An 18,403-nucleotide genomic window follows, 5' to 3' on the forward strand; every position below is an offset into this window, starting at 1 on the left:
AAAATTCATATTTAATCCATATTCACCCCTAACTAACTGGTTATTCGAAAGAAAAATTTTACAAAAGGGGAATGGTGAATGGTGAATGGTGAATGGTGAATGGTGAAAAAGCTGCAGACTTATCTTTAAACAAAAAATGTCCCTGACAATTCAGAGACATTATATACAGTATATATGAATTCTTATAAAAATAGTTTTACCAGTTCCTTATATGTAAAATACCCTATTAAACAACCAATGGTGTCCGCTACAATGTCTAAGGCTTCCATAGATCTTCCAAGTTCCATTTTTTCCTGAAGAATCTCCGTAAGAAATGCATAAATGAGAATGATCTGAAAGTAATAGGAAAATCTAATTTTTGGAAATGCTGCTATAAAACAAAAACCTAGTATTGCAAATATTCCAAGATGTAAAACTTTATCAATCCCGGAAAACATAAACCAATATTCGTGGTTTTCTACTCCCGGACGTAAAAGCATATATGTAAGAAATGCCCAGTAAATGGGCAGTATCTTTATAAATATTTTAGAAATTTTATCCAATGATTTCCTGATATTCTTCTGCAGAAAGAAGTTCTGACTGATCCGCACCATCGGCTATTTCCAACTTGATAATCCACCCCTGTCCATAAGGATCTGAGTTTAAAAGTTCCGGCTGATCTTCTAATGCAGAATTAAATTCTATTACTTTTCCTGAAATCGGCAAGAATAAATCTGATACCGTTTTTACTGCCTCAACACTTCCAAAAACATCTCCTCCATTGATCTCATCGTCTACTGTATCTACATCTACGTAAACAATATCTCCCAATTCTCCCTGTGCAAAGTCTGTAATCCCAATAGTGGCAGTATTTCCTTCTATCTTGATCCACTCATGATCTTTCGTGTACTTTAATTCTGATGGTGTATTCATTTTCTATTTTTTAATGTTGACAAATTTATTCAAAATAGAGATATGCTCAAAGAAAATTTTGAACAACTTATGATTATCGTACAGTAAAAAACAATCAATATTTAGTATTTCAAATTTACTTCATCCAATTTTCGCTCCTGCTGAAACTAGAATGATATTACTTTCAAAGCCGACATAATTTTATCAATTGAATTTAAAAACCTATTTTTGGAAAAAATGAATTAAAACATTATGAAAACTAAACACCCAAAAGGTCTTCCCTATCTGTTTTTTACAGAAATGTGGGAACGTTTCGGTTATTATCTGATTCTCGGAATTTTTGTTTTGTATATGATTGACAGCGAAAAAGGCGGCTTAGCCTTTGACGATAAAAGTGCTGATGACATTTTCGGAACTTTTATAGCGCTGACTTATCTCACTCCGTTTCTTGGTGGATTTCTCGCAGACCGGGTTTTGGGCTATGTGAAAGCAATTTATATTGGTGGGGTTTTGATGGGTCTGGGTTACTTGGGAATCGGACTGTTTAAAGAACTGCCACTCTTCTATACTTCGCTGGGATTAATTATCATTGGAAATGGTTTTTTCAAACCCAGCATTTCCACACTTCTGGGTAATTTATATAACGAGGAACCTTATAAAGCCAATAAAGATGCCGGTTACAACATTTTCTATATGGGAATTAACATCGGGGCATTTGTCTGCAACATTATTGCTGCCTTTATGCGAAATAAATACGGATGGGGACCTGCATTTATGACTGCCGGAGTAGGAATGTTTGTAGGTTTACTGGTTTTCACAATCGGCAGACAGCATATCCTTCAGGCTAATATTCTAAAACCTGCGCAGGAAGGTGACACTAAAATCTCTGATATTTTGGTTAAGGTATTTTTACCTGCAGTAATTTTCGGATTGATTGGATGGTTTATACCTGATAACATTTTTGGAAGTGACAGTACAGATGCGTTTATTTTTGCCTGTATTCCCGTCATTTACTTTTACGTAATGCTGTATGTAAAAGCTAATGCAGAAGACAAAAAACCGATCGGGGCTTTACTGGCTATTTTTGTAGTAAGCTTAATGTTTTGGGCAGTTTTTAAACAAAATGGAACAGCTCTGACAAGATGGGCAAACTTCTATACAGACAGAACAGTTCCTGCTTCTGTAGAAAAACCTTTAGAGTCAATTTATCTCGTGGATAAAAAAGATTACCAAGATAAAGAGGTTTCTGTGTATGACGATCAATATCAGGCTAAAAAAGATAACTCAGGAAATGTCATTAAGGAAACAGGTAAAGATATATATTTCAGAAACATTTCTACGGAAGAAAAAGCTAAGCTCGAAGCCAATCCTTCGCAACAAGTAAGCTTGTACAATACAGAGCTGTTTCAATCCATTAATCCTGGATGGGTAATTATCCTCACACCAGTTGTTGTTGCATTTTTTATGATGCTTCGCAGAAAAGGGAAAGAGCCAAGTACGCCGTCAAAAATTGTTTTAGGATTATTCATTTCAGCATTATCATGTCTGGTAATGGTGGGAGCCGTTTATGCCGGACAAAATGGTTTGGTAAAAGTTTCCGCTTTATGGCTTGTAGCGGCATACGGAGTGATCACAGTTGGAGAACTTTGTCTTTCGCCAATGGGTCTATCTTTGGTTTCAAAGCTTTCACCTCCAAGAATTACAGCATTGATGATGGGCGGATTTTTTCTTTCAACATCAATCGGAAATAAGCTTTCCGGAGTTTTAGCAAGCTTCTGGTATGATTATGAAAACAAAGCCAACTTTTTTATTGTTAACTTCGGTTTACTTCTTTTGGCAACATTGCTTGGGCTTTCGATATTGAAAAGACTTAATAAAATCATGAAAGAAAAGGGAGTTAATTAAAACTTCAGCTTCATAATCATAAAACCGCAGTCAATTCTGCGGTTTTTTTATTTTAAAACTTGCCGAAAACCCAAAAAAAACTATATTTGTCAATCTTAACAAAAATTTAACAAGTATATATGGATACAGCAGTTCAGTCGAAGACTAAGCATCCTAAAGGATTATGGGTACTTTTCGGAACAGAGATGTGGGAGCGTTTCAATTTTTACGGAATGAGGGCTTTACTCACTTTGTTTATGGTAAATTCTTTACTTATCAGAGAAGCAGATGCAGCAATCATCTATGGAGGATTTTTAGCATTATGTTATCTTACCCCGCTTTTGGGTGGATTTATTGCAGATAAATATATCGGAAACAGAAATGCGATTCTCATTGGCGGATCATTGATGGCGATAGGACAGTTCTTATTGTTTATCAGTGCATCCACATTCTCCGGAAGTATTGACAGTGCTAAGATGTTTATGTGGCTGGCTTTATTCATCATCATTTTCGGTAACGGCTTTTTTAAGCCGAATATATCTTCAATGGTGGGAAGTCTTTATCCTAAACAGGAGAAGTCTAAACTAGATTCTGCTTTTACTATTTTCTACATGGGAATTAATATCGGAGCTTTTTTAGGACAGTTTATTTGTCCTTATTTAGGCGATGTAAAAGATTCTACAACAGGAGTAAGAGATATTTTTGCTTTTAAATGGGGATTCCTTGCTGCTTCAATTGCTATGGTAATTGGAACCATAACGTTTTTCATACTTAAAAACAAATATGTAGTAACTCCTGAAGGAAGACCAATCGGAGGATTACCAAAAAACAATACAAGTGAAGATTTTGAAGAGGGAGAAACCCAAACCGCTAAGTTTTCTGGCAGTGCATTAGGAATTACAGGTATTCTTTTTATAGCATTATTCTTTGTCTTCAGATATTTACTGGTAGGTGAATTTGGATTTAACTCTGTAGAAATGGGACAACTAATTAAAGGAATTATTTATCCATTTATTTATGCAGCAGGTATTTCTTTGGCATTTTTAATTATGTCTTCAGCAGAAAATAAGATTGAAAGACAGAGAATATGGGTAATTTACATTGTTTCATTTTTTATCATTTTCTTTTGGGCAGCTTTCGAGCAGGCTGGTTCGTCATTAACATTCATTGCAGACAATCAAACAGATAGAGATATTTTCGGATGGAACATGCCTCCTTCAATGGTTCAGATATTTAACGGAATCTTTGTGGTTTTGTTAGCAGTTCCATTCAGTTTATCATGGGATAAATTACGTGCAAAAGGCAAAGAGCCGGTTTCACCTATGAAACAAGCAATGGGACTTGCTTTAATTGCTCTAAGTTATTTTATCATCGCCCATAATGTAAAAGATCTTGGGAATTCAGGATTGTTGGCTATCAAATGGCTGATGCTGTTATATTTTATCCAAACATGCGGTGAGCTTTGCCTTTCTCCTATTGGATTATCCCTTGTTGGAAAATTGGCACCAAAAAGATTCGCTTCATTGCTTTACGGAGTATTCTTTATTTCCAATGCTGCCGGTTATGCATTAGCCGGGTCATTAGGTGCATTAATTCCTGCAACAGGAGATAAATTTAAAAAAGCAGAGGAATTAGGCGTTAATTTGCAGGAGGTTTTGGATAAAAAAGTGACCTTGAACGCAGATCAGGTTGCTGCATTTGAAAAAGCTCAGCTACCATTACAAAATCCAACTTTTGTAGGTTTTGAAATCCACAATCTCTTCGAATTCTTTATGGTATTTGTTGTTCTTTGTGGAATTGCTGCCGTAATTTTAGCATTAATTTCACCAATTTTGAAAAAAATGATGCACGGTGTGAATTAGACCTTGCGAACAAATAATTACTAAACCTCTGATTTTTCAGAGGTTTTTTTATACATTAGTAGATTGTAAATTAAATCAAACTATTAAATAATATATAATTATTATGAACCTCACCCTCAACGAAATACAAAATTTTAAAGGAAAATATCCAAAACAGATCTGGAGTCTCTTTTTCTCTGAAATGTGGGAACGATTCTGCTTCTACGGAATGCGCGGAATGTTGGTGTTTTTTATGATTTCTCAATTGAAATTTGATGATGAGAAAGCTAATTTACAATATGGGGCAACCCAGGCTTTCGTTTATGCTTTTACATTTATAGGAGGGCTATTCGCCGACAAGATTCTGGGGTTCAGAAAATCTCTTTTCTGGGGCGGACTTCTGATGATTATTGGAAGCTTAATTCTGGCAGCAGATCCTCATGAATATTTTTTCTTAGGAATTTCTTTTACGGTAGTGGGTACAGGTTTTTTCAAGCCCAATATCTCTTCAATGGTAGGTCAATTATATAAGCCCAATGACTCAAGAGCCGATGCCGGGTTCTCTTTATTTTATGCGGGAATTAATCTCGGTGCCTTATTGGGCGGATATTTATGTATTGCCATTGGTAAAGGCGAACTTTTCGGAGATATGATTTCTCAAAATATGAGATGGAATGTAGCTTTTGGTTTGGCAGCCATTGTAATGATTATCAGTCTGATTAATTTTATTTTTACTCAAAGAAGTCTTGGAAGTATAGGATTGCAGCCAATGGAAGTCTTAGCAGAAGGAAAATCAGGAAAAATGCCGAAATGGAAAGAATATGGAACATATATTTTATCCTTGATTTTTATTCCATTAATTATGAAAATGGTTTCTGTTCCTCAATATACGGATTATTTTATGTGGATCGTTGGACCTTTAACATTGATCTACCTATTCTATGAAATGTCTAAAGTAACCGAATCCGAACGGAAAAAACTTTGGGCTGCGCTTATCTTCATTTTATTTTCTGTTGTTTTTTGGGGAATTTACGAACAAAGCGGAGGTTCGTTGAGTATTTTTGCGGCTAAAAACCTCAACAAAGATCTGCTGAATCTGGATCCCAATGGAGTCAATAATTCTGCCGGAGCATTTTTCATTATATTTTTAGCTCCTTTAATCGGGTTATTTTGGATCTGGCTCAGTAAAAAGAAAATAGAACCGAATACAATTATTAAGTTTGGATTAGGATTTATATTTTTAGGATTAGGTTATTACATATTATTCGCTACAAGATTATTTGCTGATTTACAGGGAATAACTTCGTTAAACTTCTTCACCTTGGCTTTACTGATCATCACTTTAGGAGAATTATGCCTCTCCCCTATCGGATTATCAATCATGACCAAGCTTTCAACAAAAAATCTTCAGGGAATGATGATGGGATTATGGTTCCTCGCTTCAGCCTACGGTCAGTATGTTGCCGGAATAATCGGAGCAGGATTAGCAAAAGCAGATAAAAACTCTACCAACTATGATGCATTAATAACTTATACCGAAGGTTACAAACAATTGGGATTATATGCCGTTATTGCAGGAGTGGTACTTATTTTGATATCTCCGTTCGTGAAAAAACTGATGCAGGAAGTACGTTAATACTTTATTTAAAATTAATTAATAAATTATTATGATTCATAAAAATCAAAGTAATTCATTAATCTAAAAAAAAACAAAAATCTGATTATGAAAAAATTTATTGCATTTATATTCATTATACAATCTATTTTTGCCTTATCACAGGTAAAGTGGATGACTATTGAAGAAGCTCTCGAAGCACAAAAAACTCAGCCTAAAAAAATTCTTATTGATTTTTATGCAGACTGGTGCGGTCCGTGCAAGATTATGGAGAAAAAAACTTACGGACACCCTGTCATTTATGAATATCTGAATGAAAATTATTATCCTGTAAAGTTTAATGCAGAAGATAAAAAAACAATTGAAATATTCGGAAGAAAGTTTTCCAATGAAAACACTTCACAGAAAAGAGGCCGCAATTCCCTGCACGAGTTTACCCAGTATATGAACGTAAATGCTGTTCCAAGTACTGTTTTTTTAGAAGTAAACGGAAGTCCGATCACCATTTTGCAAGGTGAACTGTCTGCCAAAGAGCTGGAACCTTATCTTTCATTTATTTCGACCGATATGTATAAAAAAATTAAAACAAGGGAAGATTGGGAAGATTATCAGAAAAAATTTAAGTCTAAAATAAAAGAGTAAATTGATATTGGTAATTGGCGGTTAGCTTTAGGCTTTTTAAACCTTTATAAATACACGAATACAATACGATCTAAGCTTTCAAAACCGAAAGCTTTTTTTATTTCTAAATTTTCCCGAAATTCGTGCTTCAAAATAGATTCTGACTTTAGAAACTTCCATAGAATTTGTGAAAGGAATCGGTCCTGAACGAGCCAAACTCATCAAAAACGTGTTGGGAATTTCTATCGTGGAAGATTTCCTTCATTTTTATCCGATCCGGTATATTGATAAAAGTAAAGTTTTTACCGTATCAATGCTGCAGGAAAGCAATATTGAAGTTCAGCTGAAAGGTAAAATTACTTCTGTGCAGGAAATTCAGACCGGAAAAACCAAGAGGCTTTCTGCAAAGTTTAACGATCATACCGGAACGATAGATCTGGTCTGGTTTCAGTATTCCAAGTGGCTGAAAGAGCAGATTCCCATTAATAGAGAAGTCTATATTTTCGGAAAAATAAATGTTTTCAACAATCAGTTTTCAATGCCGCATCCTGAAATTGAAGCTGAAGAAAAGAAAGAAACTGAAAACAGGTTAAGACCTATTTACCCAAGCTCGGAAAAGCTAAGCAAAAGAGGACTGAACCAAAAGTTTTTCCAGAATGTTCTGAAAAATATATGCAGAGAAATTCCGGTATTGATTCAGGAAAACCTCCCGGAATACATGATTCGTCATTATCAATTTTTATCAAGACAGCATACTTTTCTCAATATTCATTTTCCAAAAGATCAGCAGCATTTTGAAAAGTCAGATAAGCGTCTGAAATTTGAGGAATCATTCTTCTTTCAGCTCGGTTATGGTCTTAAAAAACTTCATCATAAAACACAATCTATCGGAAATCCTTTTCCTATTGTAGGTGATTATTTTACAGAATTTTATGAAAATCATCTTCCTTTCGATCTTACGAATGCCCAGAAAAGAGTATTAAAAGAAATCAGAATTGATATGAAAAAGGCAATTCAGATGAATCGACTTTTACAAGGCGATGTTGGTTCGGGAAAAACGATGGTTGCTTTACTGACGATGCTTATTGCAATGGATAACGGCTTTCAGAGCTGTCTGATGGCACCTACAGAAATTCTGGCTCAGCAGCATTATAACGGAATTAAAGATTTGCTTAAGGATACTTCAATTAAAGTAAGTCTTCTCACGGGTTCAGTAAAAGCTTCTGCAAGAAAAATCATTCATGAAGAGCTTGAAAATGGAGAACTTTCAATTTTAATCGGAACTCATGCGGTTTTGGAAGATAAAGTGAAGTTTAAAAACCTCGGATTGGCAGTTATAGATGAACAACACAGATTTGGTGTCGCTCAAAGGGCAAAACTTTGGGCTAAAAATAAAATTCCGCCACATATTTTGGTGATGACTGCCACTCCGATTCCCAGAACTCTGGCAATGAGTTTTTATTCTGATCTGGATGTTTCTGTGATTGATGAATTACCTGTTGGAAGAAAAGCGATCATTACCGCTCACCGGAGAGAAAAAGACCGCGCATATGTTTATCAATTCTGTCACGAAGAAATAAGAAAAGGCAGACAAATATATTTCGTTTATCCGCTGATTGAAGAATCTGAGACTCTGGATTATAAAAATTTGATGGAAGGGCTGCAGCATGTGATGGACAATTTCTCAAACTATAACATAACGATGCTTCACGGGAAAATGAAACCTGATGAAAAGGACGCTGCAATGAATCATTTTGCCTCGGGAAAATCGCAGATTATGGTGGCAACAACTGTAATTGAAGTCGGTGTAAATGTTCCGAATGCTTCGGTGATGGTGATAGAAAGTGCTGAAAGATTTGGTCTTTCACAGCTTCATCAACTTCGTGGCCGTGTCGGAAGAGGTGCTGAACAGAGTTATTGTATTCTGATGACTTCTGATAAACTATCAAAAGAAAGCCGAACAAGAATCAAAACCATGACAGAAACCAATGACGGTTTTAAAATTTCGGAAGTTGATATGCAGTTGCGTGGTCCAGGAGATATTTTGGGAACCCAGCAAAGCGGTGTGGTAGATTTCAAAAGGCTGGATCTGGTAAATGACGCGCCAATCATTAAGACGACAAAAAATATAGTAGAAAAAATTCTGGAAGCCGACCCACATTTATCACGAACTGACCACCAGATTATTAAAAATTATTATCTTCAGAATTATAAAGGAAAAAATAAGTGGAGTAAGATTTCTTAATCCAATGAATCATAAAAATTTATTTTTCTTTCGGTTTCTTCGTCCGTCCCAAACAGATAAAACTTTTATGTGAATATCATCAAATTGATAGAAAAGCAAGTAATTTGAAATGATTTTAACTCTAACATTCCTTAAACTTGTCTCTCGACCAATCATCGGATTTTCAGCGAGCTGCTTGATAGACTTGATCAAAAGCTTATTCAGTTTAATGCTGTATGTTTTAGATTTATTATTATCAATCCAAAACTCAAGAATATCTTTTCTTTCAATATTGGCTTCTTTGGTCCAGACTACTTTTCTTGAAGCCATTTTTCAATTTCATTATTAGCTTCATCTTCACTCAAGACTTCATCATTTTGAGCATTTAAAAGCCTTACGTTTTGCACATCATCTAATTGGTAAACATCAGTATCCTGCTCGAAATCCAGAAGATTTTTAATCTCGTCTATAATTTTCGTGTCTTTCAAGTTAGCAATCCTATTGATTAACTCTAATTTTATTTCAGCAGCATTCATTTCTTGTGAAATTTAATTCAAATTTACAAAATTTAATATACACAATTATATCTTACAACAATATCTCCATTAAAAAATCATCCATCACAAAGCCATTTCCAATATCAAAAACGCCTTCGTCATACACTTTATATCCTTGAGATTCGTAGAATTTTCGTGCTGAGTTATGTTTATTTACATTTAGAATAACTCTGTTATCGCCACTTTCTTTTACTTTTTCATTTAAAAATTCAAGCGCTTTTTTGCCTAAACCTTTTCCTTTACTTTCGGGAATGAGATAAATCCGGTGAAGTTTGGTCGTATTTTCTTCGTAATGATTTTCAAAACCTATAAATCCATCATAATCATTTGTCTTTTCATCAAAAATAAGATAGTAATGATAATTAGAATTTCTAAGATGTGCTGAAATTTCAATTTCAGAATACATATTTTCAAGCATATACTTCATCTGCTCTTGCGAAAGAATTTCTGCATAGGCATTTTCCCAGGATCTTTTTGCTAAATCTTGAATTAATGGTATATTTTTTTCGGTTGCTTTGATTAGTTTCATTACTGATAAGATTGATTCACGATTAATCAGAATATTTATGACTTATGCGTTAGTTATAGATTAAAAAAGTGAAAAGTTTTACACTTCTCACTTTAATTTTATTTATCAATTAAAAATTCACAATTGATGTATTGACAATTCACCTTTTAGATGTTTGCCATTTCTGCTTTTATTTTAGCATGCAATCCTTCTGACGCTTTAACTAAAGGAAGTCTCAAATAATTTTTAACAATTCCTTTTTCTGCTAAAACAGCTTTAATCCCGCATGGATTTCCCTCTGCAAAGATCAGTCTTGTAATTTCAACCAATTTATTATGAATTTCGTATGCTTCATCTACTTTTTTGTCGAAAGCCAACTGAACCATTGTGGAAAATTCTTCAGGATATGCCTGTCCGATTACAGAAATTACTCCTGCTCCACCTGCCAAAGTAACCGGAAGGGTAAACTCATCATCTCCCGAAACCAGATTAAAACCTTCAGGTTTTTTTCTTAAAATATCAAAGTACTGCAGAATATTCGGTGCTGCTTCTTTGATCAGGAATAAATTCGGAAACTCTTTTGCTAAACGCAAAGTAGTTTCTGCCTCAATATTCTGTCCCGTTCTTGACGGAACATTATAAATGATAATATTTTTGCCTGTAGAAGCCAGAGCTTTATAATGCTGATAAAGACCTTCCTGATTAGGTTTATTATAATAAGGAGAAACCGATAAAACTGCTGTAAAATCTGAAAGATCTGTTTCTTCAATTTGTTTTTTAACTTCAAGCGTATTATTCCCGCCAATTCCCAAAACCAACGGTACACGTTTATTATTGACCTTAATAATGTGATCTATTACCTGTTTCTTTTCTTCAGACGAAAGCGTTGCAGCTTCTGCTGTAGTTCCCAAAACAACTAAATAATTGGTTCCGTTTTCGATATTGTAGTCCACAAGTTTTGTTAAACTGTCAAAATCAACGGATAAATCTTCATTAAAGGGCGTTACCAACGCAACACCTACTCCTTTTAAAATGCTCATCTGTTAAAAATTATTATTGCCAAATTTAATCAATTAAGTCAAGAATTTGCAATAATTAATCATGTTTTATTATACATATAATTATATTTGCATATAGTTAAAAATGATTATGCGAAATAAATTCTTATTCATAGGAATTGCTCTGGTATCTCTCACTGCCTGCAAAACTGCTTCTTGGCAGGTTGCAGATGTGAAAACCCGAAAAAACATTTCTATCAATAACGAAATAAACTCAGACGAAAAGTTTGCACGTTTTATTGAGCCTTATACAGATAAGCTCAACAAGGAAATGAACCAGAAAATCTCCCATACCAATGTAGATCTTACCAAAGAAGGTGACAACAGCAATCTTGGAAATCTTCTGGCAGATTATACATTTGACGGAGCTAACGCATGGGCAAACAAAAGTATCGGGAAAAATGTTGATGCAGCATTGATCAACATCGGAGGCATCCGTACAACCATAGGAAAAGGTGACATCTTGCTTAAGAATGTTTTTGAAGTAATGCCTTTTGAAAATGAGGTCATCATCATGAAGATGAAAGGTTCAGATCTGCAGGGACTTTTTGATTATTATGCCAAAAATCAAAAAAACAATCCTGTATCTCATCTTTATATAGAAACCAACAATGGTGTATTCTCAAAAGGGCTTATCAACGGAAAAGATGTAGATCAATCAAAGATTTATTATATAGCCACTTCCGATTATCTGGCTTTGGGAGGAGATAATATGAAGTTTTTCAGTGCAGGGGAAATGATTCCTACGGGGATTAAGCTCAGAGATCTTTTCATAGAATATTTTAAGAAAAATCAGGAAATCAACCCTCAGGAAGATATCCGTTTAAACTTTATCGGTAAAAAATAATGAACAGAAAAAGCTTTTTAAAAACGGTTACCGGCGGAACTATAGCAATGACTCTGGCTCCGAATCTGATGATGGCAGAAAACCTGATACAGCCTTTACAATCTCCCAGAAAGCTGACCATTCTGCATACCAACGATCAGCACAGCAGAATAGAGCCATTCGATTCCAGCTATACAAGAAATCCTAACCAGGGTGGTTTTGCAAGAAGAGCAAGCTTAATTCAGAAAATAAGAAGTGAAGAAAGCAATACTTTACTGCTTGATTCCGGAGATATCTTCCAGGGAACGCCTTATTTCAATTTTTTTGGAGGTGAGCTGGAATTTAAGCTCATGTCAATGATGAAATATGATGCATCTACGATGGGAAATCATGATTTTGATAACGGTCTGGATGGGTTTCTGAAGGTTTTACCTAATGCTAAGTTTCCTTTTATATGTTCTAATTATGATTTTAAAAACACTATTTTAGACGGAAAAACCTCTGCGTATAAAATTTTCAATAAAGACGGGATTAAAGTCGGAATTTTCGGGGTTGGAATCCAGCTGGAAGGATTGGTTGGAAAAAAACAGTATGGCGAAACAGTCTGGAATGATCCTATTGATGTTGCACAGCATTATTCGGGTTTTTTGAAAAATGAAAAAAAGTGCGATCTTGTAATTTGCTTATCCCATATCGGATATGATTATAAAGATGATGCTGAAAAAATCAGCGATAAAATTTTGGCCTCAAAAACAGAAAATATTGATCTTATTTTAGGAGGTCACACCCATACTTTCTTGCCGGAACCTCAGAATTTCATCAACAGAGCAGGCAAAAATGTTCTGGTAAACCAGGTTGGATGGGCAGGACTTCTTCTGGGCAGAATAGATTTCTTTTTTGATTCAAATAAAAACATACAACAGATTTCCTGGAATAATCAGGCAATTGACAGCAGCATAAACGTATAATATGAAAAAAATATCATTACTTTCTCTTGGCATTTGGGCATCTTTACAGTTTGTAAATGCGCAGAATATTACTTCAAAAAAATGGGCAGACCATTTTTCTTACAACAATGTCCTTGCAATGAAAGAAGACAATGGAAAGATTGTTGCAGCCACAGAAAACGGAATTTTTTATTATACCCTATCAACAGGAGAAATTACAAAACTCTCTAAAGCAAACGGTCTTCATGAAGTAAAAATTTCTGCTTTTGATTATAATCCACAGACTAAAATTGCTCTTGTGGGTTATCAAAATGGCTCTCTGGATGTTATTACTCCACAGGGAATCACTTTTGTAGTCGATATTCCTATTGCTACAGGATATAACGGAAGCAAAAGAATCAACCATATTTCTATTACAGGAGATAAAGCAGTAGTTTCTGTTGGCTACGGTGTCTCTATTTTTGATCTGAAAAAGAAAGAATTCGGAGATTCTGCATTTTTTGTAAATGCGGGGACTTTTCTTGCGAGTAATGAAGCCACAATAAAAGACAATAAAGTTTTTTCTGTTACCAATGATGGTTTGAAAAGTCATGAAATGAATACCACATTTCCTGTCTATTCCACATGGGCAACAGAAATGGCGGGATCTTTTAAACATATCGATTCTGAATCTACAATAGTATTTTCATCCGCCAATACGGCTTATCTGTACGAGAATGGTGTTTCAACGCCTATTTCTCAAAGCTTTGGAAATGTTTCTGATGTTGTTGTTAACACGAATAATATTGTAATCACCGATGCTGCGAGAATTTATACTTATAATACATCCGGAACCAGTACAGGAACAGCAACTTTAGGCGAAAACTGTAACACCGCTACCACCGTAGGTTCTAAAATATATGGCGGTACCGTATTTTCAGGTATCAAAACCGATGACAATATTTCCTATAAACCTGATGGTCCTTACTTCAATTATGCGTATAAACTAAGACTGTTTAATGATAATCAGATTTTGGTGTCTACAGGAGTAAGATCTAACAGCTATAACGAGCCTCAAATTAATCCAAAAAATCCCGGATTTTATTATTTTACCGGCACAGAATGGGTTTACCCTTCTTATTTCATAGGAAATTCAACCGTTTTTAATGTTATTGATGCTTTTCCTGATCCGGTGAATACGGCAGACGTTTATTTTACCAATTATAATTTCGCTCCAGGATACGGAGTTTATAAAATGAAGTATAATTCGGGTTCAAAAGATTTTGAGTTTACCAAAAGATATGATCTGGGAGCTGCTAATCCTTTCGTAAGAAGACCCATCGGGTTTACTTCTGATGATCAGAATAATATGTTTCTTACTGTAGGATTTGCGACGAATGGAAGTACTTCAGCATTGGGAGTTTATGAGAGAACTACGGATCAGTTCGTCATCAATGACCTGAATACCAGTTCAGCCATGCAGATCCCTGTTTTCAGCAACAATTTGATTTGGATCCCGCTGCCGAGATCAGAAAATTTCCTTGTTTATGACACCAAAAAGACAGCAACAATTTCTGATGATTCACAATATATTTTAAGTAGTTCAAATGGTATTCCTGCAAGAACTGTTTCTTTTGCGATGGATAAATCCGGAGATGCATGGATTGGAACACAGACAGGACTCAGAATTCTAAATAATGCTGCTACAGAAGTAAAAAATAATCCGCAGCTGGAACCTATCATTATCGAACAGGGAGGAATTGCAGAAGAACTTTTCCGAGATGCTGCCATTCTTCACATTGAAGTAGACGGAGGAAATCAAAAATGGGTTTCGGTAGAAGACGGTGGTGTTTATTATCTGTCTGCCTCCGGAGAACGTGTTATCAGACATTTTACAAAAAACAATTCTCCCCTTCCCACCAATACGGTTACAGACATTAAAATTGACAAGAAAACCGGCAAAATATATTTTGTAACTTTTGACGGAATTGTGACTTATCAGGGTGATGTAGCAGACGTAACCTCAAATTTCGGCAATGTTCTGGTCTATCCTAATCCTGTTGTTTATTCGCAGTTCAAAGGAAATGTAACCATAAAAGGTTTAGCAGAAAAAACCAATATCCGCATTACCGACACCGCAGGAAACTTGGTACATTCTGCTGTTGCGAGAACAGGATATTACGAGTGGAATCTCAACAATCAAAAAGGGAAAAGAGTAGCTTCAGGAATTTATTTTGTACTGATGACTAACGAAGACGGATCTGACAAAGCTACCGCAAAAATTGCAGTAGTAAACTAATGTTTTCTCAAAAAGGATTTTTACTTTCTTTCATCAAATATGGTGAGAATGATGCTATTTTGCACTGTTTTACCGAAGATGAAGGCTTTCAGAGTTATTTCTTAAAAGGAATTTACAGTAAAAAAAATAAGAAAAAAGCTTTTCTGCTACCACTGAACCAATTGAATATTACGGTAAATAATAATAAAAATACCGGCATTAAAACCATTTCTAAATTTGAAATGGCACAATTAAATGATATTTATACGGATATAAAAGCCAATTCCGTCATATTTTTTGTTGCCGATTTTCTGAATCAAGTATTGAAAAATGAAAGTAAAAATGAAATTATTTTCAACTCCATAGAGGAATTGGCGGATCAGCTTGAAAGAAAAAACTACCGTTCTCACCTCATTTTTTTGGTGAAAATTTTAAGAATTCAGGGAGTTTCTCCGCTTTTGAGCGAAGGAAATTATCTTGATCCCGAAACAGGAGTGTTCTCTCCTTCCGAAACACATCATTTGTTTGATGCTGAAGTTTCTTCACTATGGAAAGCGATCCTTGCAGCATCAGATCCTTATGAAATTGTAATTTCCAAAACTCTAAGAAGAAACTTTTTAGATAGCGTACTTGTGTATTATCATTATCATTTTTCAGATTTTCGTACTCCGGATTCTCTGGAAGTGCTTCAGCAGATTTTCGAATGATTATCCGTTGTCTTCAAAACTTTCGAGACTTGTCATTCCGCCATCAATAAAAATACTTGTTCCTGAAATATAGTCGGCAAGATCACTTGCCAGAAATGCTGCTAAATTCCCAACTTCTTCAGGCTGACCAATTCTGTTATAAGGAATAAGCTTCATTAAATTTTTCAATGCTTCAGGAGTTTCCCAAGCCTCTTTGTTGATGGGAGTCTGAATGGCTCCGGGACAAATAGAATTTACCCTGATCTTGTCTGCACCATGCTCCTGAGCCAATGTCTGCATCAGCATCTTGATAGCACCTTTACTCGCTGCGTAATTGGCTCTGCCTGCCCAAGGAATAATTTCGTGTACCGAACTGATATGAATAATTTTCCCACATGCAACAGAACGTGTTTTGTCTATTCCCCGTCGGAGAAATTCTTTGACAGCCTCACGTGAACATAAAAACTGTCCCCGAAGATTCACCGACATTACCTCATCCCACTCTTCTACTGTCATTTCTATAAACTTAGCATCTTTCTGAATGCCCGCATTATTGACCAGAATATCTACCGTTCCGTATTTGGAAATAGTTTCCTGAAACATCGCAATCACTTCATTTTCTTTAGATACATCACATTGCCAAACCATTCCTTTCCCACCTTCTGTTTCAATTTCGTCTAAAACTTTTTGAGCTTCTTCTGCGGAATTTTCGGATGAATGATTGATGATTACCGTTGCTCCTGCTGAAGCTAATGATTTTGCAATTCCGGTTCCTATGCCGCTGGATGCTCCTGTAACGATGGCAACCTGATTGTTAAGTGAAATTTCCATACAAAGATTTTATGATTTTAAAATCAATTGAAACTTTCACGCCAAAGTATTATTGTTGTCAAAAAGAACTTTGTTTTTATCACCCTTTTTAGCAGTTCTTAAATTCCATCCTGATATTTAATGCTTTAATTGAATGTGAGAAAATAGCTCTGTACTATATTTTAAACTGAAAATCAGAAATTTATAATAAACACTTCAACAAGCTCAGTGTGACAATCAGGTTGAACCTGTCGAAGCCTTAGATTAATAAATGGATAATTAATTTCTTTAATTTAAATAAATAGGCACAATCTGGTTTAGGTAAAAATTTTATCTTCTTTGATGTACTCTTTTTTGATGCTTTCCAATAACATCTCTAAACTTACTTTGTAATCCTGTTTTTGTAATGAAATGGCTTTTAAACTTACATCCTGTATCACGTTCATAATATTAGATCCGGTTAATTCGTATCGGTTTGCAATTTGTTCCAAACTGATGCCTTCCAGATGCAACTGTTCAGGCAGATTTTGCTGCCAAATGCGAAGGCGCTCTTCATATTTTGGATTACTAAATTTAATGCAGCTATGAAATCTTCTCGTAAATGCTTTATCCATATTGTTTTTAAAGTTGGATGCCAGAATAATGAGTCCTGAAAATGTCTCGATACGCTGTAACAAATAAGAAACTTCCTGATTGGCATATTTATCGTGCGCATCCCGCACATTGGTTCGTTTCCCAAAAACAGCATCTGCTTCATCAAAAAATAAGATCCAATTTTTATTTTCTGCCTTATCAAACAATTTGGCCAGTTGCTTTTCTGTTTCCCCAATGTACTTTGAAACCAGCATAGAAACATCTACCCTAAAAACCGGGCGTTGAATATATTTCCCTAAAAGACTCGCTGCAAGAGTTTTTCCTGTTCCCGGTTCTCCGTAAAACAACACACGGAATCCGGGCTTAAGTTTTTTCTGCATTCCCCAGTCTTCCATAAGAATCGGGCTGCTGTTGTACCAAGCTTCAATACTCTGAATTTCGTTTAAAGTAGGTTCAGGAAGTATCAGATCTGTCCAGGATCTTTGCGTTTGTAATAATTCCGCAGGAAAATCATTGCTCATTTTCGGCAATAGTTCTGCTCCTAAAATAATTTTATTAAAAGCTTCCTGATGAATATTGATCTGGCTGCTTTCTTGATTTGAACCTGAAAAAACAATAAGTTCATCTTTCATCAAAACCGATTCAGGATTAAAATAATTCAGTGCTTTTAAACGTTCTGAAATATTTTCTCCGCCTAATATATGTTGTACAGCCTGAATTGTAGGATGAAAAAGCCTTCCATTATTATTCAATGAACAAAAATCAAAAAATGATGCATGCGGAAACTCCAGATAGATACGCTTAAGAAGCAATGGTTCCAGCCTTGGTAATAATGCCATTAAAAGAATGATAACTTCCTGATGACAAAGCCTTTTCTCCGAAATATAGTTTCCTAAGTGAAAGCCTTTATAATCACCGTTATCGAATCTGGGTGCATCAGAAGCAAAGCTTTCGGAAGAGTGATTTATGCGCCATGTGATAACCTGTTCTAAATGTGTAAAGAGTTTATGTAATTGTTCTGATTCCATAATATGTTCTGGTTATTTTTTGAAATTGTATTGAAATTTAAAATTGGCTTTTTTTG

The 18,403-nt window shown here is 35.1% G+C and carries 17 protein-coding genes; 9 read left to right on the top strand and 8 right to left on the bottom strand.

From position 1 onward, the window contains the following. Nucleotides 1-182: 182 nt before the first annotated feature. Entirely contained in the window at nucleotides 183-593 is a 411-nt protein-coding gene (locus FNE73_RS10845) for a VanZ family protein (protein WP_143884637.1), read from the bottom strand. Continuing rightward, nucleotides 535-912: a glycine cleavage system protein GcvH gene (gcvH, locus tag FNE73_RS10850; RefSeq protein ID WP_130915167.1), complete on the bottom strand. Its 378-nt coding sequence runs from the start codon at nucleotides 910-912 to the stop codon at nucleotides 535-537. The genes FNE73_RS10845 and gcvH overlap by 59 nt, the downstream gene beginning before the upstream one ends. Before the next feature lie 231 nt (nucleotides 913-1,143). Between gcvH and FNE73_RS10855 the strand changes: the two genes are divergently transcribed. The 5 genes from FNE73_RS10855 (at nucleotide 1,144) to recG (ending at nucleotide 9,097) form a co-directional block, all read left to right on the top strand. Beyond that, a complete protein-coding gene (locus tag FNE73_RS10855; RefSeq protein ID WP_143884638.1) occupies nucleotides 1,144-2,796 on the top strand; it encodes a peptide MFS transporter in 1,653 nt (550 codons plus the stop codon). Nucleotides 2,797-2,915: 119 nt separating this feature from the next. Next, nucleotides 2,916-4,637: a peptide MFS transporter gene (locus tag FNE73_RS10860; protein ID WP_143884639.1), complete on the top strand. Its 1,722-nt coding sequence runs from the start codon at nucleotides 2,916-2,918 to the stop codon at nucleotides 4,635-4,637. 103 nt (nucleotides 4,638-4,740) lie between these two features. Then, nucleotides 4,741-6,252, top strand: coding sequence for a peptide MFS transporter (locus FNE73_RS10865; protein ID WP_143884640.1), 1,512 nt, complete (start codon nucleotides 4,741-4,743; stop codon nucleotides 6,250-6,252). A gap of 87 nt (nucleotides 6,253-6,339) precedes the next feature. Then, nucleotides 6,340-6,873: a thioredoxin family protein gene (locus FNE73_RS10870; protein ID WP_143884641.1), complete on the top strand. Its 534-nt coding sequence runs from the start codon at nucleotides 6,340-6,342 to the stop codon at nucleotides 6,871-6,873. Between the two features lie 139 nt (nucleotides 6,874-7,012). After that, nucleotides 7,013-9,097 carry an ATP-dependent DNA helicase RecG gene (recG, locus tag FNE73_RS10875; RefSeq protein ID WP_143884642.1) on the top strand — a complete coding sequence of 695 codons (2,085 nt, stop codon included), beginning with the start codon at nucleotides 7,013-7,015 and terminating at the stop codon, nucleotides 9,095-9,097. A 9-nt stretch (nucleotides 9,098-9,106) separates the two neighbouring features. On the opposite strand, the gene FNE73_RS10880 is transcribed toward recG, so the two are convergent. From FNE73_RS10880 to dapA, 4 genes are all read right to left on the bottom strand, one after another. Beyond that, complete coding sequence (locus FNE73_RS10880; RefSeq protein WP_143884643.1) at nucleotides 9,107-9,406, bottom strand: type II toxin-antitoxin system RelE/ParE family toxin; 300 nt, start codon at nucleotides 9,404-9,406, stop codon at nucleotides 9,107-9,109. Beyond that, nucleotides 9,388-9,612 (bottom strand): hypothetical protein, encoded by a 225-nt coding sequence (locus FNE73_RS10885; protein WP_143884644.1) that lies wholly within the window; start codon nucleotides 9,610-9,612, stop codon nucleotides 9,388-9,390. Before FNE73_RS10885 ends, FNE73_RS10880 begins: the two co-directional genes overlap by 19 nt. A 52-nt stretch (nucleotides 9,613-9,664) precedes the next feature. Continuing rightward, nucleotides 9,665-10,162 carry a GNAT family N-acetyltransferase gene (locus tag FNE73_RS10890; RefSeq protein ID WP_143884645.1) on the bottom strand — a complete coding sequence of 166 codons (498 nt, stop codon included), beginning with the start codon at nucleotides 10,160-10,162 and terminating at the stop codon, nucleotides 9,665-9,667. Between the two features lie 146 nt (nucleotides 10,163-10,308). Next, the gene (dapA, locus tag FNE73_RS10895) at nucleotides 10,309-11,181 is read right to left on the bottom strand and encodes a 4-hydroxy-tetrahydrodipicolinate synthase (protein ID WP_143884646.1); all 873 of its coding nucleotides are present in this window, start codon (nucleotides 11,179-11,181) and stop codon (nucleotides 10,309-10,311) included. Nucleotides 11,182-11,290: 109 nt separating this feature from the next. On the opposite strand from dapA, the gene FNE73_RS10900 reads away from it, so the two are divergent. Genes FNE73_RS10900 through recO form a run of 4 tightly spaced genes read left to right on the top strand, consistent with a single transcriptional unit; the run spans nucleotide 11,291 to nucleotide 15,936 of the window. Further along, nucleotides 11,291-12,046: a 5'-nucleotidase C-terminal domain-containing protein gene (locus tag FNE73_RS10900; protein ID WP_143884647.1), complete on the top strand. Its 756-nt coding sequence runs from the start codon at nucleotides 11,291-11,293 to the stop codon at nucleotides 12,044-12,046. Further along, on the top strand, nucleotides 12,046-12,993 hold the full coding sequence (locus FNE73_RS10905; protein WP_143884648.1) for a bifunctional metallophosphatase/5'-nucleotidase: 948 nt from the start codon (nucleotides 12,046-12,048) through the stop codon (nucleotides 12,991-12,993). The genes FNE73_RS10900 and FNE73_RS10905 overlap by 1 nt, the downstream gene beginning before the upstream one ends. Nucleotide 12,994: 1 nt before the next feature. After that, nucleotides 12,995-15,250 (top strand): type IX secretion system anionic LPS delivery protein PorZ, encoded by a 2,256-nt coding sequence (gene porZ / locus FNE73_RS10910; RefSeq protein ID WP_185147333.1) that lies wholly within the window; start codon nucleotides 12,995-12,997, stop codon nucleotides 15,248-15,250. Next, nucleotides 15,250-15,936 (top strand): DNA repair protein RecO, encoded by a 687-nt coding sequence (gene recO / locus FNE73_RS10915; RefSeq protein ID WP_143884649.1) that lies wholly within the window; start codon nucleotides 15,250-15,252, stop codon nucleotides 15,934-15,936. Before porZ ends, recO begins: the two co-directional genes overlap by 1 nt. Here the strand turns inward: recO and FNE73_RS10920 are convergent, their stop codons facing one another. Continuing rightward, nucleotides 15,937-16,746: a glucose 1-dehydrogenase gene (locus tag FNE73_RS10920; RefSeq protein WP_143884650.1), complete on the bottom strand. Its 810-nt coding sequence runs from the start codon at nucleotides 16,744-16,746 to the stop codon at nucleotides 15,937-15,939. It abuts the gene before it with no gap. Nucleotides 16,747-17,042: 296 nt separating this feature from the next. Continuing rightward, nucleotides 17,043-18,347, bottom strand: coding sequence for an ATP-binding protein (locus tag FNE73_RS10925; protein WP_143884651.1), 1,305 nt, complete (start codon nucleotides 18,345-18,347; stop codon nucleotides 17,043-17,045). Between the last annotated feature and the right edge of the window lie 56 nt (nucleotides 18,348-18,403).

This window comes from Chryseobacterium binzhouense, assembly GCF_007474545.1.
Taxonomy (GTDB): domain Bacteria; phylum Bacteroidota; class Bacteroidia; order Flavobacteriales; family Weeksellaceae; genus Chryseobacterium; species Chryseobacterium binzhouense.

Excerpts from the sequence above, each read along its gene's own strand:
- FNE73_RS10865 (WP_143884640.1), top strand. The coding sequence starts at position 4,741 with ATGAACCTCACCCTCAACGAAATACAAAATTTTAAAGGAAAATATCCA.
- FNE73_RS10905 (WP_143884648.1), top strand. The coding sequence starts at position 12,046 with ATGAACAGAAAAAGCTTTTTAAAAACGGTTACCGGCGGAACTATAGCA.
- FNE73_RS10880 (WP_143884643.1), bottom strand. The coding sequence starts at position 9,406 with ATGGCTTCAAGAAAAGTAGTCTGGACCAAAGAAGCCAATATTGAAAGA.
- FNE73_RS10920 (WP_143884650.1), bottom strand. The coding sequence starts at position 16,746 with ATGGAAATTTCACTTAACAATCAGGTTGCCATCGTTACAGGAGCATCC.
- dapA (WP_143884646.1), bottom strand. The coding sequence starts at position 11,181 with ATGAGCATTTTAAAAGGAGTAGGTGTTGCGTTGGTAACGCCCTTTAAT.
- porZ (WP_185147333.1), top strand. The coding sequence starts at position 12,995 with ATGAAAAAAATATCATTACTTTCTCTTGGCATTTGGGCATCTTTACAG.
- FNE73_RS10860 (WP_143884639.1), top strand. The coding sequence starts at position 2,916 with ATGGATACAGCAGTTCAGTCGAAGACTAAGCATCCTAAAGGATTATGG.
- FNE73_RS10855 (WP_143884638.1), top strand. The coding sequence starts at position 1,144 with ATGAAAACTAAACACCCAAAAGGTCTTCCCTATCTGTTTTTTACAGAA.
- gcvH (WP_130915167.1), bottom strand. The coding sequence starts at position 912 with ATGAATACACCATCAGAATTAAAGTACACGAAAGATCATGAGTGGATC.
- FNE73_RS10890 (WP_143884645.1), bottom strand. The coding sequence starts at position 10,162 with ATGAAACTAATCAAAGCAACCGAAAAAAATATACCATTAATTCAAGAT.
- FNE73_RS10925 (WP_143884651.1), bottom strand. The coding sequence starts at position 18,347 with ATGGAATCAGAACAATTACATAAACTCTTTACACATTTAGAACAGGTT.
- FNE73_RS10885 (WP_143884644.1), bottom strand. The coding sequence starts at position 9,612 with ATGAATGCTGCTGAAATAAAATTAGAGTTAATCAATAGGATTGCTAAC.
- FNE73_RS10900 (WP_143884647.1), top strand. The coding sequence starts at position 11,291 with ATGCGAAATAAATTCTTATTCATAGGAATTGCTCTGGTATCTCTCACT.
- recO (WP_143884649.1), top strand. The coding sequence starts at position 15,250 with ATGTTTTCTCAAAAAGGATTTTTACTTTCTTTCATCAAATATGGTGAG.
- FNE73_RS10845 (WP_143884637.1), bottom strand. The coding sequence starts at position 593 with ATGGTGCGGATCAGTCAGAACTTCTTTCTGCAGAAGAATATCAGGAAA.
- FNE73_RS10870 (WP_143884641.1), top strand. The coding sequence starts at position 6,340 with ATGAAAAAATTTATTGCATTTATATTCATTATACAATCTATTTTTGCC.